The organism is Saccharopolyspora sp. 7B (assembly GCF_020177435.1).
Lineage (GTDB): Bacteria > Actinomycetota > Actinomycetes > Mycobacteriales > Pseudonocardiaceae > Saccharopolyspora_C > Saccharopolyspora_C gregorii.
In genome coordinates this window covers 1-15,655 of record NZ_JAIUKC010000030.1, presented here as the reverse complement: position 1 = coordinate 15,655, position 15,655 = coordinate 1, and the positions used below count along the sequence as shown (strand labels likewise).

Genomic DNA, 15,655 nt, shown 5'->3' with positions numbered 1-15,655 from the left:
GACGGTGCGGGCTCCGTCGTGAGGTCGGAGTTGTCGGCTCGAGGAGCTGTGGAAATAGCTTCTGATCCGGAGGAGTGGCGTATTCCGGACGAGTCGTTCGACGAGGTGGTCGATGAATTGATCGGAAGGGGGTACGAGTTGCGGGTGACGTCGCCTCGGCTGGAACAGGGAGTTCCCCGGGGGGAGCAAGCTGCTTACTTGTGCCTTGTTCCTGAGTGGCAGGTGGATGAGCTTCCCGCTGGGCCGAAGCTGACTTATGCCGATAGTGGTGACGTCATAGCTAATCGGGAGCTGGTGGATTTGGTCGCGCCGCTGGCTCCTGGCGTTCAATGGTCGCCGAGCGATCGCGCGGGGTTCTCAAGTGTTTCGAGTGCGCCTCATCTTCCTGATCCGATCGAGATAAAGTCGCTTTTCAAGAAATGGCCGCGACGTGGCGGGCTGTGGGTTGTCTCGCATGATGGTCGCGAGTACTTCACCGATGCGAACGCCCGTGCGATCGCTGCTGGTGGAATCGCTTGGGTATCCGGGTATCGGCACGGGGGTGCGACGTTGCCCAGTCCTCCGACCTTGATCTGGAGTGGAGTGGTGATCGATGTCCTCGTGTCTGAGGGGATTCGGTTCTCCAGCAGCCCGGGTTATTACCTCCGTGAAGATCGTGACCGGTGACCGCGAGTTGATTGGACTGGTATGACCCGCTACGCCGACATCCCCAAGCCGATCCGGTCCGGCATCGTGCTCGTCGACCCCGAGCGCGGCACCCCGCAGCGGGTGATCGTGTTGCAGTTCAACCCGGACACGCTCGAACGCTCGGTGTCGCCGCAGTCCGCGGGAGGCGAGGGTGATTCCGGCGGTGGTGGCAGCGGATCGGGCGACAAGAACGAGGCGCTGCGGCTGAAAGGCCCGGCGGAGGAGTCGTGGAAGTTCACGGCGGAGATCGACGCGACGGATCAGCTGGAGATCGCGGCACCGGAGGGCATTCACCCACAGCTGGCGGCGCTGGAGATGCTGGTGCAGCCGACGACTGCTCAGCTCCGCGAAGCGACGCGGCTCGCGAAGAACGGGACGATCGAGATCAGCCCGATCGAGATGCCGTTGACCCTGTTCACCTGGGGCGGCAAGCGGGTGATCCCGGTGCGGCTGACCGAGATGTCCATCAACGAGTCCGCGTTCGACGTGAACCTGAATCCGATCCGGGCGAGCTTGAGCCTCGGCTTGAAGCTGCTGACGGTGAGCGACCTGCCGCCGGGGCATCGGGGCGCGGAGCTGTACCTGGCGCACCTGGCGCAGAAGGAACGACTCGCGGGCATCGGAACGCTGGGTTCGCTGGGTTCCTTGGGCCTGAACGGGGCAGGGGCGGGGAGGTAGGCCGTGATCGAACCGTACGAGACCGCGCTGGACGACATCCCGGGCGCGCACCCGTATCCGCGCACGAGCCGGTACCACGACGTGGAGATCGGGGTGCACCGCACGGCCGACGGCACCGAGGTGCGGTACGCGAAGCGCCGGCTGCTGCCGAAGCTCCCGGAGCACGCGGACGAGCACGTGGTGAACGCCGGCGAGCGCCCGGATCACCTGGGGCAGCGGTACTTCGGCGATCCGGGCCAGTGGTGGCGGATCGCGGACGCGAACCCGGTGCTGGACCCGGCAGAGCTGACCGCGGAGCCGGGCCGGGAGATCGACGTGCCGAGCCCGGGGAGCTTCGATGTCTGAGGTCCCGATCGGTTCCGGCCCGGTGCACCTGAGCCTGCACATGGGCCCGAAGCTCACCAGGCCCGTGCCGGGCGAGGTGGCGCAAGCACTGCTGTCCGCGCAGATCACCAGCACCGCGGGCGAGCGCAGCGGTTTCCAGCTGGCGTTCGACCTCACCAAGAAGGGCCGGATCGTCGACCGCCTGCTGCCGGAGGGCTTCTTCGACCCGAAGACGCGGGTGGTCCTGGCGCTCGCCATCAAGGGGACGCCGAGCGTCATCCTCGACGGGCTGATCGTGCGCAACGAGGTCGGCGCCAGCAACCAGCCGGGGCAGTCCACGCTCACCGTCACCGGCGAAGACCTCACCTTGCTGCTGGACCTCGAAGAGCGCACCGACCGGTATCCGAACCTGGCGCCCTCGCAGCGGGTGGAGCGGATCCTGGGCAAGTACGCCGACTACGGCATCGACAGCCGCATCATCCGCGAGCAGGTGCACCAGCCGCCGCGGGAGGAACTGCGCGTCGACTACCAGTCGAGCACAGATCTGCAGTACGTCAACGACTTGGCCCGCGCCAACGGGTACACGTTCTACCTGGACCCCGGACCGCGCCCGGGCCGCTCCACCGCCTACTGGGGACCGGAGCAGCGGCTGGGGCAGCGGCAGCACGCGCTCACCGTCAACATGGATGCGCATTCCACTGTGGACCAATTGACCTTCGCCTACGACGGGACCGCCCGCGAACAACCCGAGGCGCGCGTGCAGGACCCGGCGACCCGGCAGGTCACGCTGCTGCCGGACCCGGACATCGGGCCGCTGCGCCCACCGCTGGCGCGGCGCGAATCCCCGGCGTTGAAGCGGAAACCCCTGTCCGGCACGGCGAAGATGGATCCGGAACGCGCCCGCGCGCAGGCGCTCGCGCGGGCCGCGACCTCCGCCGACGCGATCTCCGGTTCCGGCTCGCTGGACGTGAACCGGCACGGGTACGTGCTGCGGCCCCGCGAGCTCGTCGGGGTGCGGGGCGCGGGCGTCACCTACGACGGCGACTACTACGTGAAATCGGTGACGCACAACCTGCGGGTCGGTTCGTACCAGCAGAACTTCACGCTCTCCCGCGAAGGGCTCGTGGCCCGCAGCGACACCGTCCGCCCCTAGCCCGAGGAAGGAACCGCATGGCCGACGCATCGAACAACCGCTTCCTCGGCAAGTTCCGCGGCCGGGTCGTGGACAACGCCGACCCGCTGCAGATCGGGCGGATCACCGCGCAGGTCCCCGACGTGCTCGGCGACGTGGCCTCCACTTGGGCGCTGCCGTGCCTGCCGTTCACCGGCCGCGGCGCCGGGCAGTACGTGGTGCCGCAGGTCGGCGCCGGCGTGTGGATCGAGTTCGAGCAGGGCGATCCGAGCTTCCCGATCTGGACGGGCTGCTGGTACGGCGACCGCTCCGAGCTGCCGCCGGACGCGCTCGGCGAGCGCCAGCCCGTCGTGATCCGGACGCCCGGCGACCACAAGCTGCTCATGTCCGACGTGCCCGGCGGTGAAGGAATCCTGCTGCGCGCGGCGAGCGGGGCGTACGTGCAGATCGACGAGAAGGGCGTGACCGTCGGCAACGGCAAGGGCGCGTCCGTGGAACTCGTCGGCGACGAAGTGAACATCAACCAGGGCCGGTTGATCGTGCCCAAGAGGCAGTAGGGGGGAAGTCGTGACCGGAGGGAACCTCGTCACCGCCGCGACCGCGGTGCACTGCCCGCACGGCGGCCGCATCGTCGCCGCGACCGGGAACGCGGCGGTCCGCGCCGACGGGCAGGCCGTGCGGAGGACCGGTGAGGCGTACGCCGTGCTCGGCTGCCCGAACCTGAGCGGGCCGTGCCGCACGGTGCGTTTCACGCCGCGTGCCGGTGGGCTGCTCGTCGACGGCGTGCCCGCGCTGCTCGACGACACCGACGGGCAGTGCTTCAGCGCCGACCTGCGCCCGCAAGGGCCGCCGGTGTTCCGCGGCGACTCGCGGGGGGTGCGGTGCCGGTGATGAGGACCCACATCGCGTTCCCGTTCCGCCTCGACCGCCGCGGCCGCACCGCCCGCGCCGGGCACCACGAGCACCTCGCCGACCTCGTCGAACAGGTGCTGTTCACCAGCCCCGGCGAGCGGGTGATGCGACCCGACTTCGGCTGCGGCCTGCTCGACCTGGTCTTCGCGCCGAACAGCCCGGAGCTCGCGGCGACCGTCGAGCTGTCCGTGCACGCCGCGCTGCAGCGCTGGCTCGGCGACCTGGTCGAGGTGGACGCGCTGGAGGTCACCGCCGAGGACGAGGTGGTGCGGGTGCGGCTGCGCTACCTGGTGCGCGCCACCGGCGAGCACCGCGACGAGATCTTCGAGGGGAGGCGGGCATGAGCGAGCTGCACTGCCGCACCGACGGCAGACGGGCCCGGGTCCGCGCGGCACGGCTCGGCGGGGTGGACGCGGTGGAGGCCGCCGACGGCGGGCGCACCCTCGTCGTCACGTTCATCGGCAAGGCCCCGCACGGGGTGCGGCCGGAGAACGTGCGCATCGACGGCGGGCGCCGCATCACCGGCATCACCGCGGTCGAGGTCGCCGTGGAGCGGGAGAAGGACCCGGAGCTCGACGACCGCATGTTCGTCACCGTCGACCGGCCCGGCGACACCACCCGCTATCGATTGTCCTTAGTGGACAGCGACCCGTACGGGAGGCCGGGGGAGGAACCGTTCCCCGGTTTCGACCAGCGCTACTGCAGCGCCGAGTTCACCTTCCACCCCGGCGGCCCCACCCCGTTCGACCACGCCGCGCCACCGCCGTGCGAACCGGAACCCGCGCCCGCACCGCTGATCGACTACACCGCCCGCGACTTCGACTCGCTCAAGCGCGTGCTGCTGGACCGGCTCGCGCTCACCATCCCGGGCTGGACCGAACGGCTCGCGCCGGACCTCGGCGTCACCCTCGTCGAACTGTTCGCGCACACCGCAGACCAGCTCGGCTACCAGCAGGACGCGGTCGCCACCGAGGCCTACCTGGAGACCGCGCGGCGCCGGGTGTCGGTGCGCAGGCACGTGCGGCTCATCGACTACCCGATGCACGACGGCTGCGCCGCCCGCGCCTTCGTCGTGGCCGAGACCGCCACCGAACTGGACCTCGAACCGGGCGGGTTCCGGTTCGCCGCGGTGGATCTGCGCCCGCGCGGCCCGCACGACCCGCCCGCGCCCGGGCCCGTCCTGGACGAGGACGCGTTGGCGGAGCTGGACGAGCAGGACGCGGTGGAGGTCTTCGAACCGCTCGCGGACGGTCCGTTCCGGTTGCGGCCCGCGCACAACCGCATCCGGTTCTGGACCTGGGGCGACGAGGACTGCACGCTGCCGGCCGGAGCCACCGGGGCGACGCTGCGCGACGACGAGCGGGCGCTGGACCTGCGGCCCGGCGACCTGCTGGTCCTCGAAGAGGTCCGCGGTCCGGTCACCGGCACCCCCGGCGACGCCGATCCGACGCGGAGGCAGGCGGTGCGGCTCACCTCCACCACTCCGGGCGAGGACGCGCTGCTGGCGCAGCCGGTGCTGGAGGTGACCTGGGCGCGGGCCGACGCGCTGCGGTTCCCGCTGCGCCTGAGCTCCACCGGCGGCTACGACTGCGCGCCGATCCCCGACGTGAGCGTGGCCCGCGGCAACGTGGCGCTCGTCGACCACGGCCGCACCCGGCGCACCCCGGACCGGGTCGTCGTGCCGCCGGAGCCCGCGGTGCTCGGTGCCTGCGACGCGTCCGGCTGCCGGGACCGCACCGACGGCAACGAACCCGCCGAACTCCTGGGCTTCCTCATCGACCGCACCCGCGGCGGGCGGAAGCTCACCGGCGACGACGTGCGCGAGCTGCACGCCGTCCTCGGCGAACCCGCCACGACCCGCGCGGGCATCGACGTGCAGAACGCCGGTCGCAGGCAGGAAGAAGTGCTGCCCACCACGGCGCACGAGCAGGCCGAAGCGCTGCGGCGGCTGCTCGCCCAGTCCGTCTACCCGGGAATCCGGCCGCGGTTCCGGCCCGTCCTGCACCGCACCCCGGTGGTGCAGGCCGTGCCGCATCCGCTGCCCGCGCACCTCGCCGTCGGGCAGGCCGCCCGGCTCGCCGCCATCCCCGGCCGGGTGCGGGAACGGCTCGTGGAGCTGTGGCGCAGCGCCCGCGACTCCGACGGGCTCGCCGACGAGGAGGTCGACGAGCTGGCCGTGCTGTTCGACCGGGACCTGCTGGAACGCCTCGAACTGCGGGGGCACACGGTGCGGGCGCTGCGCGACCTGCTGCACCGCGCCGACCACCTGCTCGCCACCAAACGGCGCAGGCTCGAGGTGCTCACCGCCCGCGCCCACGCCGGCACCGTCCTCGGCCCCGACATCGCCTGGGAGATCGGGCAGAGCTGGGGCGAGCAGCACGCCACCGGGCTGCACCCCGACGACCCGGTGCTGCACGGGCCCGCCGCGCACGATCCGGATCCGCGGGCCGCGCTGCCCGCCGTGCACGTCACCGACGGCGAGCACCGGTGGGAACCGCGGCGGGACCTGCTCGGCAGCGGGCCGCGCGACCGGCACTTCGTCGGCGAGCTCGACGACGACGGGCGGCTCGCGCTGCGCTTCGGCGACGACCGCTGCGGCGCGGCACCCGCACCGGGCGCCGCGTTGGAGATCCGCTACCGGATCGGCGGCGGCACCGCGGGCAACGTCGGCGCCGAGGCCATCGATCGGCTGGTGCTGCGCCGGAAACCGGACGGTGCACCGCTGCCGGGGGTGGTGGTGCGCAATCCGCTGCCCGCCACCGGCGGCACCGAACCGGAACCGGTGGAGCAGGTGCGCCAGCTCGCGCCGCTGGACCTGCGCCGCACCCGGCCGCGCGCCGTCACCGCCGCCGACTACGCCGCGCTCGCCGGAAACGTGCCCGGCGTGCAGCGCGCCGCCGCCGAGATCCGCTGGAGCGGCAGCACCCGGGAAGTGCACGTCGCCGTCGACGCCGAGCGCACCGGCACCCCGGGCCCGGAACTGCTCGCCGAGGTCACCGACCTGCTCGAACGGCACCGCCGCATCGGCCACCAGCTGGTGGTTCGCCCGGCCCGGCAGGTGCCGCTGGAGGTCTCGTTGCGGATCTGCGCGGCGCCGGGGCACCAGCGCGGCCCGATCGTCGCCGACCTGCTGCGGGTCTTCGGCAGGCGGCGGCTGCGCGGCGGAGCGCTCGGGTTCTTCCACCCCGACGCGCTGAGCTTCGGCGAACCGGTGCGGCTGAGCAGGCTCGTCGCCGCCGCCGCCGTGCCCGGGGTGCGCAGCGCGCAGGTCACCCGGCTGCGGCGCGCCTTCCACGACGACGACGGCGAACTCGACGCGGGCCTGCTGCGGGTGGCTCCGCTGGAGATCGCCTGCTGCGACAACGACCCGGAGCGCCCCGAGAACGGCGTGCTCCACCTGGAATTCGGGGGTGCGCGGTGAGCGGATGCGGATGCGGTTGCGACCGCCACGACGAACGGCGCGCCCCGGCCCGCCCGCACAACCCGCCGGGCCGGTCGGCGCTGGACCTGCGTGTGGGGGAGCACGGCACGTTCCTCGCCGCGATGCTCGACCGGCTCGCCTCGCCCGCGCATCCGGCGCTGCGCGGGCTGACCGTGCGCACCACCGACGACCCGGCGATCGGGCTGCTCGACGCGTGGGCGGTGCTCGGCGACCTGCTGACGTTCCACTCGGAGCGGATCGCCGACGAGGGTTACCTGGGCACCGCTGACGACCACCGGTCGCTGGCGATGCTCGGCGGGCTCGTCGGGCACCGGCCGCGCCCCGGCGTCGCCGCGAGCACCTACCTGGCCTACTCCCTGGACCGGGACCCGCGGGACGAGGACGCCACCGTGCTCATCCCGCGCGGGGCCCGCAGCAACAGCGTGCCCGGCGCGGCCGAGACCGAGTCGGTGGTGTTCGAGACCGGCGAGGACCTGCTCGCGCGCTGGACGTGGAACCGGCTGGCGGTGCGGCGGCGGCGCCCGGCGCTGCTCACCCGGCAGGAGCTGGAGCAGCGTTCGGAGATCTACGTCGCCGGAACCTCGATCTCGTTGCGCGCCGGGGAGAACCTGCTGTTCGACTTCGGCGACCAGCAGCTGCTGCGGCCCGTCGGTGCGGTGCGCGTGGACCGGGACGAGGACGTCACCGCGATCTCGCTGCCGCAGGCACCACCGCCGACCCTGGCGGAGCTGCGCGCCGAACTCGGTGCTTGGCTCGCACCCGGCACCGGGGAACCGTCCCCGCAGCTGCCGCACCCGCGGCCCGCCGACGAGCTGATCGAGGAGTTCGACGCCCAGGTCCTCGCACCGCTGCGCGCCGAACTGCCCGCGATCGGCTCGCCCGCCCAGTTCGCGCTGCGGCTGGCCGAACCCCTGGACCGGCTCGCCGAGGCCGAAGTGCTCGCCGAACCCCGCGAACCGGTCGCCGACTGGTTCGGCAGGCTGCGGGCCGTCGTCGCCGAGCTGCGGGACCGGGCCCTCGACCTGGCACCGGCCGCACCGGCCGCGCGCCGCGGCACCCCTCCCGCCGCCGGAGCCGCCCCGGCCCGCGCGCTGCGGGCGAACTCCGCCGCGCCACCGCCGGGCGTGCTCCGCGAACTGGTCGCGATGCGGGTGACCGCCGCCCCGTTCGGCGCCACCGCCCCGCTGCAACCGGTGCAGGACGCGGTGGGCCGGGTGGTGCGCCAATCGGACTGGCCGCTGCCCGGCGGCACCCGCACCAGCGTGCGCATCGCGTTCGACGCGGGCGGCACCCGGCCGGTGCGCGCCGAGTTCCAGCGCACCGAACCGGGTGGCGGCTGGCAGCACGTGGAGCAGCTGCCGACCCGCAAGGAGTTCGAGTTCGGCGGTGGCCGCGTCGAACTGACCGCACCCGACCCCGCGCTCCCCAGCCCCGCACCACGCGAGGAGAACGCCGCCGGGGTCACCGTCCGGATGCTGCCGGAGCTGCCCGCCTGCACCCTGACGATCTCCCGTCCCGACGAGCAGGGCCGGGTGCACGTCGGCGTGCAGAACGGTTCCCGGGAGGAGTGGGACCTGCTGCCGCAGCAGCAGGAGACCGCGTTCGTCGGCCCGTACCGGCTCACCGCCCGCTACGGCGCCGGCGGCGAACCGGCGAACGTGGAGCTCACCTTCACCACCGCGCCCTACCCGGGCAGCGAACGGATCCTGGTGCTCGACGGGGTGCACGAGCAGATCACCACCGGCAGCCGCGTCGTCGTGCGGCGCCCCCGCAAGGGCGCGCCCGGCGGGATCCCCGGCGACCCGGCGCTGGCGTGCGTCGTCACCCGCGCCACCGCCGTCCGCACCACCGCCGGGACCCGCTACGGCATCACCGGCCGCGCCACCGAGCTGACCCTCGCCGACCCGTGGCTGGACGACCAGGACCGGCAGCTCTCCGACATCCGCGACGCCACCGCGCACGCGGGCGGCGAACCGCTGCGGCCCGCGGACGAACCGCTGGACGAGGAGGTGCGCGGCAGCACCCTCGAACTCGCCGACCTGCACGAAGGTCTGCGCCCCGGCCGGTACCTGGTCGTGTCCGGGGAGCTCGCCGACCCGCCGGGCGCTCCCGGCACCGAGGTCGCCGTCATCGCCGCCGCGGACACCGCCCTCGACCCGGAACTGCCCGGCGACCACCCGCACACCGTGCTCACCCTCACCACCGACCTGCGGCATCGCTACCGGCGGGACACCGTCGTGGTGCACGGCAACGTCGTGCCCGCCACGCACGGCGAGAGCCGCGACGAACCGATCGGCAGCGGCGACGCGGGCAAGGCGCACCAGACGTTCGCGCTCTGGCAGTCCCCGCTGACCTGGCTGCCCGCCGACAACCCGCTGGGCGCCACCCCGGCGCTGGAGGTCCGGGTGGACGGCCTGCGCTGGCACCCGGTGGACAGCCTCGCCGGACGCGGGCCGACGGAGCGGGTCTACGTGGTCGGCGGTGACGCGTCCGGGCGCACCACGGTGACCTTCGGCGACGGCGTGCACGGCGCGCGGCTGCCCACCGGGCAGGAGAACGTGCGGGCCCGCTACCGGTTCGGCACCGGGCGCGCAGCCAACGTCGGCGCCGACCGCATCACGCAACCCGTCACGCGGCCGCTGGGCGTCACCGGGGTCACCAACCCGCTGCCCGCGACCGGTGGTTCGGACGCGGACGGCCCGGCGCTGACCCGGCGCACGGTGCCGCTGGCGGTGTCGGCGCTGGACCGGCTGGTGTCGGTGCGCGACTACGAGGACTTCGCCCGGTCCCGCGCGGGGATCGGGCGGGCCGCGGCGCGGCGCGTGTTCGACGGCAGGCGCGAAGTGCTGCACCTGACCGTCGCCGGGGTGGACGACCTGCCGCTCGCGCCGGACGGCGACCTGCTGCGCGCCCTGCGGTCCGCGCTGGACGAGTACGGCGATCCGCGGCTGCCGGTGCGGGTGCAGCCGCGGGAGGCGGTGCTGCTGGTGGTGTCGGCGAAGGTGGCGCTGGAGCGCGACCACGCGTGGGACGTGGTGCGACCGCGGATCCGGCGGGCGCTGCTGGACGAACTCGGCTTCGCCGGCCGGGAACTGGGCCGGCCCGCGCTGCTGTCCGAAGTGCTGGCCACCGCACACTCCGTGCCTGGAGTGTCCTACGTGGACGTCGACGTGTTCGGCGGGATCCCCGAGGACGGCAGCCCGCACGAGTTCGCCGCGGTCACCGACCGGCTCGCCCGGCCCGCCGACGTGGTGCCCGCGCGCCTCGCCGAGCACGTCGAGCAGCGCTACCGCGTCACCGCACCGGGCGGCGAGACCCTCACCGACGTGGCCGCCCGCAACGGGATCTCGTTGCGCGACTTGCTGCGCCGCAACCCCGACATCACCGGCACCGCCCGGCTCGAACCGGGTCGCCGGGTGTTCGTGCACCGCGGCCTGCGTCCCGCCCAGCTGGCACTGCTGTCCCCGGACGTGCCGGACTCGCTGATCCTCACGGAGGTCCACCGATGAGCCGGGAACCGGATGCGCTCGCGAACCTGCTGCCCGCCTGGCACCGGTTGCGCGACGCCGAGCAGGGCGAGCCGCTGCGCGAGCTGCTCGCCGTCGTCGGCGAACAGCTCGACCTGGTGCGCGATGCCGTGGCGCAGCAGTACGACGACTGGTTCGTGGAGACCGCCGCCGAATGGGCGCTGCCGTACCTGGGCGAGCTCGTCGGCTACCACCGGCTGCCCGGCTACGAGCGGGTCGGCACCGCCGGACTGCGCGACGGCGGCGATCCGGCGGAGGCGCGGCGGCGGCTAGCCGAAGCGCTCGCCCCGCGCCGCGATGTGGCGGCGACCGTCGCGCACCGGCGGCGCAAGGGAACGCTGCCGCTGCTGGAAGAGCTCGCCGCCGGAACCGCCGGGTGGCCGGCCCGCGCCGTGGAGCTGTCCCGCCTGGTCGCGCACCACCAGCCGGTGCGGTTGCACGGCGCAGGGGATGCGTTCCGGTTGCGGCGCGGCAGGCTCGCCGACGTGCGCGAGTCCGCGGCGCTGGACCTGGCGGGCGGCCCGTTCGGGACCGTCGCCCGGTCCGCCGATGTGCGGCGCGCCGGATCGCGGCACCGGCGCGGCGGCCTCACCCCGGCGGGGGTGGCGCTGTTCGCATGGCGGCTGCGGCCGCACCCGGTGCTCGGCGCGCCCGCGTACTGCATCGACCGCACCCGCAGCCTCTACACGTTCTCCATCCTGGGCAACGACGTGCCGCTGGTGACGAAACCGGTGCCGGAGCCGTCGGCGACGCACATCGCCACCCTGGACAACGTGCCCGCCCGGCTGCGGCGCAGGCAGGTCGCGGATCGGCTGGCGGACTACTACGGGCCGGGCAAGAGCTTCGTGATCCGGCTGGACGGGCAGGACGCTCCGGTGCCGCCGGCGGCGATCACGATCGCGGACCTGACGGGCTGGCGCTACCGGCCCGGGTACGGGCAGGTGGCGGTCGACCCGGTGCTGGGCCGGATCGCGTTCGGCTCGCGGTCCGCACCGCGCGCCGGGGTGTCGGTGGACTACCACCACGCGTTCTCCGCGGACATCGGCGGCGGCGCCTACCCGCGCGACCCGGAGACCCCGCCGCACGCGCGGATCCGCCGGGTCGGGCCGGGCGAGGAGCACCCGCTGATCCTCGACGCCTACGAGGCGTGGCGCGCGGAACGCGAGTCCGGTGGCGCGGCGGACTGCGTCATCGAGATCGCGCACAACGGCGCGCACCAGGAGGAGCTGGACTTCGACCTGGGCCCGGACGAGCGGTTGCTGCTGCGCGCCGCCGACGGGAAGCGCCCGGTGATCCGGCTGCTCGACACCTACAGCAACCGCCCGGACGCGCTGAACATCCGCGTGCCGCAGGAGGTTCCGGCGGGGCGGCGGCCGCGCGTGGTGCTGGACGGGCTGCTCATCACGGGCCGCGGCGTCAACGTGACGGGTCCGCTGGCGGCGCTGGAGGTCCGCCACTGCACGCTCGTCCCCGGCTGGTCGCTGGAACCCGGGTGCGAGCCGCACGCGCCCGGAGAACCGAGCCTGCTGCTGGACCGCACCACCGCCTGCGTGGAGATCGACCGCAGCATCCTCGGCACCATCACCGTGATCGGCGACGAGGTGAGCACCGATCCGCTGCCGATCCACCTGCGCGACAGCGTCCTCGACGCCACCGGGCACGACCGGGAGGCGCTGTCCGCCCCGGACTGCCGCCACGCGCACGCGGAACTGCACGCGCACCGCAGCACCGTGTTCGGCGAGGTGCACGCGCACGCGGTGCGGCTCGCGGAGAACAGCCTGTTCACCGGCCGGATGCACGTGGCCCGGCGCGGCATCGGCGACCTGCGTTACAGCTACGTGCCGTCCGGTTCCCGCACCCCGCGCAGGCACCGCTGCGCCGGGGACGTGGCCGAGGGGGTGCGGCCGGTGTTCGAGTCGGTGCGCTACGGCACGCCGGACTACGCGCGGCTCGCCGCGAACTGCCCGCTGCCGATCCGCCGCGGCGCCGAGGACGGGTCCGAGCTCGGCGCGTTCCACGACCTGTACGAGCCGCAGCGGGAGGACAACCTGCGCGCGCGGCTGGCCGAGCACGTCCCGGCGGGGGCCGACTCGGGCCTGATCTTCGTCTCCTGATCTCCAGCACGAGAGGACGCTCCGAACATGCACGCAGACCTGTCCCGCATCAACTTCCAGCCGGAGCGCGGCTATTCCGCGGTGGTCGCCCAGCAGGGCCGCGTCCAGCTGGATTCGGACGCGAACGAGCAGGCGCTGATCCAGCTGCACGAGCAGCGGACGGTGCTCACCGACCTGATCGGCCCGCACGGCGGTCCGGTGGACGCCACCGGGTTCGGCATCGAGCGGATCGCCGGCCCGCACGGGTTGTCGGACCTGGCGATCGGCGGTGGCCGCTACTACGTGGGCGGCATCCGCTGCGACGCCCACCGGCCCGCGCCCGGCCAGGCGGTGCCGGACGAGGACGAGCCGGTGCCGCCGGTGGAGCAGCCGTCGAGCTGGACCTACTGGGACCAGCCGGACGGGTTCCGGGACCCGGAGCTGCCCGCGGACCGGCTGCCGGACGAGCCGTACCTGGTGTACCTGAAGGTGTGGGAGCGGATCGTCACCGCCGCCGAGGATCCGCAGCTGCGGGAGGTGGCGCTGGGCACCGCGGCACCGGACACCTCGGCGCGGGTGAAGGTGGTGTGGCAGGTGATGGCGCTGCCCGCCGCCGAACTCGGCGTCACGAACGCGGATGCGCCCGCGGAAGCCGTGCGCGAGGCGTTCGACGAGTGGTCCCGCGAGCAGCGCGCCCAGTCCCCGCTGCTGGCGGCGCGCAGCAAGCGGCCCGCCGACGCGGACACCGATCCGTGCCTGGTGCACCCGGAGGCCCGCTACCGCGGCCCGGAGAACCAGCTGTACCGGGTGGAGATCCACGAGGGCGGTGCGGAATCCGGCGCCACCTTCAAGTGGTCCCGGGAGAACGGTTCGGTCGTCTTCCCGATCGACGAGGTCGACGGCACCTGGGTGGCGCTGGCCTCGCTGGGCGGGGACGAGAAGCTGGACCTGGACGTCGGCGACCTGGTGGAGGTCGTGGACACCGCCTACGCCAGCCGCCTGGAACCGGACCCGCTGCTGCGGGTGGAGGAACTGGACCTGCCGGAGCGCCGGGTGCGGCTGTCGGCGGAACCCGAAGCCGGCCGGGACGCGCGGCTGCACCCGTTCCTGCGCCGCTGGGACCAGCGCGAAGGCAGCAGGCAGCCCGGCGCCCCCACCCGGCCGATGCGCGGCGGCGCGATCCCCGTGGAGGAAGGCCGGTGGCTGCGGCTGGAGGACGGCGTGGAGGTGCACTTCAAGCGCACCGACCCGGGCCGGCCCGCCTACCGCACCGGGGACCACTGGCTCATCCCGGCCCGCATCGCCACCGGCGACGTCGAGTGGCCGACCGATGCGGGCAGCCGTCCGCTGCTGCGCGAACCGACCGGCATCTTCGTGCAGCACGCGCCCCTGGCGTGGGTGGCGGGCGAGCAGCAGATCGTGGACCTGCGCCTGACGTTCGGCCTCACCTGAGGCCGGTGGGGCGGCGCCTGATCGTGTGCGATGCTTCTCGGGGTCTTCGAACGGTGGGGGGTGCGCGGGTGCGGCGGTCGTGCGCGGTCGTGGCGCTGGTGGCCACCGCGCTGCTGGTGTACCTGGTGATGCCGGACCCGCCTGCCGCGTTCGCGGGGTCGGCGGTTCCCGCCGCCGTCGCGAGCTCGACCTCCGCCGCGCCGACGGCTGATCCGGCGCCCGAGGTCTCGGGCGGGCCGGTCTTCGAGCGGGACGATCCCGGGGACCGCGGTCCGGCTTCGGACGGGGTGGTGGTGTTCGGGCGTGAGGTGCCGCCCGCCGCCGCCTTCGCCGTCGTCCCGGCGATCCACTGCGCGGCCCCTGCCCTCCGTGCGAAGGACGTGCGGATGTCCCGTGGTGCGGTGGGAATTCCTGTGCCGGTCGATCCGCCGACGCCGATCTCCCTCGGGATCCTGCGCTGCTGATGGCGGCCCGAGGCCCGTGCGCCGCCGCTGATGCGGGCGTGCGGCCTCTCGTGTCCGCCGCAGTCCGCGAACCCAGTGAAGGTCGACCATGTTCTCTTTCCGCGCGCGCGTGCGCGCCTTCCCACGGCAGTCCTCTTCGGCGGAGGTGGTGCGGTCGTGGACCTGAGCACCATCGGCCGGGCGGTGGGCCTGTTCGCCGTCACCAACGTCGACGACATCCTCGTCCTCGCGTTGTTCTTCGCCCAGGGCGCGGGGCACCGCGGTGCCGTGCGCGTCATCGCGTTCGGCCAGTACCTGGGTTTCGCCGCGATCTTGGCGGTGTCGGTGGCCGCGGCGTTCGGCGCCACCTTCCTCCCGGAAGGGGCGATTCCTTACCTGGGCCTGCTGCCGTTGGCGCTCGGCGTCAAAGCCGCGGTGCAGGCCTGGCGCGAGCGGGGGAATCCCGCCGAGGAGCAGCGGCGGCGCGGCGGTCCCCGCGTCCTGGAGGTCGCGGCCGTCACCCTCGCCAACGGCGCGGACAACGTGGGCGTCTACGTGCCGGTGTTCGCCACGGCGGGCATCGGCGGGATGAGCGCGCACGTGGTGGTGTTTTTGCTGTTGCTGGCGGTGTGGATCGCCGCTGGGCGGTTCTTCGCGACCCGGCCCGCCATCGCGGCGGCGTTGTCGCGGTGGGGGCACGTGCTGATGCCGGTCGTGCTGATCGGGATCGGCGTGCTGATCCTCGTCGAGGGCGGGGCTTTCGGCCTGTAGCGGGGGAGCCCGGCCGGGATGTGGGGGAGTGCCCGGCCGGGCTCCTTCCTGCGCGGCCGGGCGGTCGGGGAGGGACCGCGTCCGGCCGGACCTCGCCGGTGATCGGCGAGGCCCCGGGCCGCGGGGGGGGGGGGGGTGCGGGGGGGGGGGGGGGGTTTGGGGGGGGGGGGGGGGGGTGTGGCCCGGCGGGGGGG

13 protein-coding genes are annotated in these 15,655 nt (G+C 73.9%); all 13 read left to right on the top strand.

Annotation, left to right across the window (positions count from 1 at the left end; all coding sequences use genetic code 11):
* The first annotated feature begins 48 nt into the window (after nt 1–48).
* Nucleotides 49–666, top strand: a complete 618-nt coding sequence (locus LCD33_RS06125; protein ID WP_224966073.1) for a hypothetical protein — start codon at nt 49–51, stop codon at nt 664–666.
* 21 nt (nt 667–687) lie between these two features.
* Nucleotides 688–1,365, top strand: coding sequence for a hypothetical protein (locus LCD33_RS06120; protein ID WP_224966074.1), 678 nt, complete (start codon nt 688–690; stop codon nt 1,363–1,365).
* A gap of 3 nt (nt 1,366–1,368) precedes the next feature.
* Nucleotides 1,369–1,710, top strand: coding sequence for a LysM domain-containing protein (locus LCD33_RS06115; protein ID WP_224966075.1), 342 nt, complete (start codon nt 1,369–1,371; stop codon nt 1,708–1,710).
* On the top strand, nt 1,703–2,842 hold the full coding sequence (locus tag LCD33_RS06110; protein ID WP_224955594.1) for a hypothetical protein: 1,140 nt from the start codon (nt 1,703–1,705) through the stop codon (nt 2,840–2,842). The genes LCD33_RS06115 and LCD33_RS06110 overlap by 8 nt, the downstream gene beginning before the upstream one ends.
* A gap of 17 nt (nt 2,843–2,859) precedes the next feature.
* Nucleotides 2,860–3,378 carry a phage baseplate assembly protein V gene (locus LCD33_RS06105; protein WP_224955595.1) on the top strand — a complete coding sequence of 173 codons (519 nt, stop codon included), beginning with the start codon at nt 2,860–2,862 and terminating at the stop codon, nt 3,376–3,378.
* 10 nt (nt 3,379–3,388) lie between these two features.
* Entirely contained in the window at nt 3,389–3,712 is a 324-nt protein-coding gene (locus LCD33_RS06100; protein WP_224955596.1) for a hypothetical protein, read from the top strand.
* Nucleotides 3,712–4,077, top strand: coding sequence for a GPW/gp25 family protein (locus LCD33_RS06095; protein WP_224955597.1), 366 nt, complete (start codon nt 3,712–3,714; stop codon nt 4,075–4,077). Before LCD33_RS06100 ends, LCD33_RS06095 begins: the two co-directional genes overlap by 1 nt.
* Nucleotides 4,074–7,154 (top strand): putative baseplate assembly protein, encoded by a 3,081-nt coding sequence (locus LCD33_RS06090; RefSeq protein ID WP_224977603.1) that lies wholly within the window; start codon nt 4,074–4,076, stop codon nt 7,152–7,154. The genes LCD33_RS06095 and LCD33_RS06090 overlap by 4 nt, the downstream gene beginning before the upstream one ends.
* Complete coding sequence (locus LCD33_RS29325; protein ID WP_224977602.1) at nt 7,151–10,684, top strand: putative baseplate assembly protein; 3,534 nt, start codon at nt 7,151–7,153, stop codon at nt 10,682–10,684. The genes LCD33_RS06090 and LCD33_RS29325 overlap by 4 nt, the downstream gene beginning before the upstream one ends.
* Complete coding sequence (locus tag LCD33_RS06080) at nt 10,681–12,816, top strand: hypothetical protein (protein WP_224977601.1); 2,136 nt, start codon at nt 10,681–10,683, stop codon at nt 12,814–12,816. The genes LCD33_RS29325 and LCD33_RS06080 overlap by 4 nt, the downstream gene beginning before the upstream one ends.
* Nucleotides 12,817–12,843: 27 nt before the next feature.
* A complete protein-coding gene (locus LCD33_RS06075) occupies nt 12,844–14,247 on the top strand; it encodes a DUF6519 domain-containing protein (protein WP_224955601.1) in 1,404 nt (467 codons plus the stop codon).
* A gap of 68 nt (nt 14,248–14,315) precedes the next feature.
* Nucleotides 14,316–14,711 carry a hypothetical protein gene (locus tag LCD33_RS06070; protein WP_224955602.1) on the top strand — a complete coding sequence of 132 codons (396 nt, stop codon included), beginning with the start codon at nt 14,316–14,318 and terminating at the stop codon, nt 14,709–14,711.
* 156 nt (nt 14,712–14,867) lie between these two features.
* On the top strand, nt 14,868–15,461 hold the full coding sequence (locus tag LCD33_RS06065; protein ID WP_224955603.1) for a cadmium resistance transporter: 594 nt from the start codon (nt 14,868–14,870) through the stop codon (nt 15,459–15,461).
* Nucleotides 15,462–15,655 lie beyond the last annotated feature (194 nt).

What these genes read in the sequence shown, in the direction of transcription:
- LCD33_RS06120 (WP_224966074.1), top strand. Translation starts at nt 688, where the DNA reads ATGACCCGCTACGCCGACATCCCCAAGCCGATCCGGTCCGGCATCGTG.
- LCD33_RS06110 (WP_224955594.1), top strand. Translation starts at nt 1,703, where the DNA reads ATGTCTGAGGTCCCGATCGGTTCCGGCCCGGTGCACCTGAGCCTGCAC.
- LCD33_RS06105 (WP_224955595.1), top strand. Translation starts at nt 2,860, where the DNA reads ATGGCCGACGCATCGAACAACCGCTTCCTCGGCAAGTTCCGCGGCCGG.
- LCD33_RS06095 (WP_224955597.1), top strand. Translation starts at nt 3,712, where the DNA reads ATGAGGACCCACATCGCGTTCCCGTTCCGCCTCGACCGCCGCGGCCGC.
- LCD33_RS06090 (WP_224977603.1), top strand. Translation starts at nt 4,074, where the DNA reads ATGAGCGAGCTGCACTGCCGCACCGACGGCAGACGGGCCCGGGTCCGC.
- LCD33_RS06080 (WP_224977601.1), top strand. Translation starts at nt 10,681, where the DNA reads ATGAGCCGGGAACCGGATGCGCTCGCGAACCTGCTGCCCGCCTGGCAC.
- LCD33_RS06075 (WP_224955601.1), top strand. Translation starts at nt 12,844, where the DNA reads ATGCACGCAGACCTGTCCCGCATCAACTTCCAGCCGGAGCGCGGCTAT.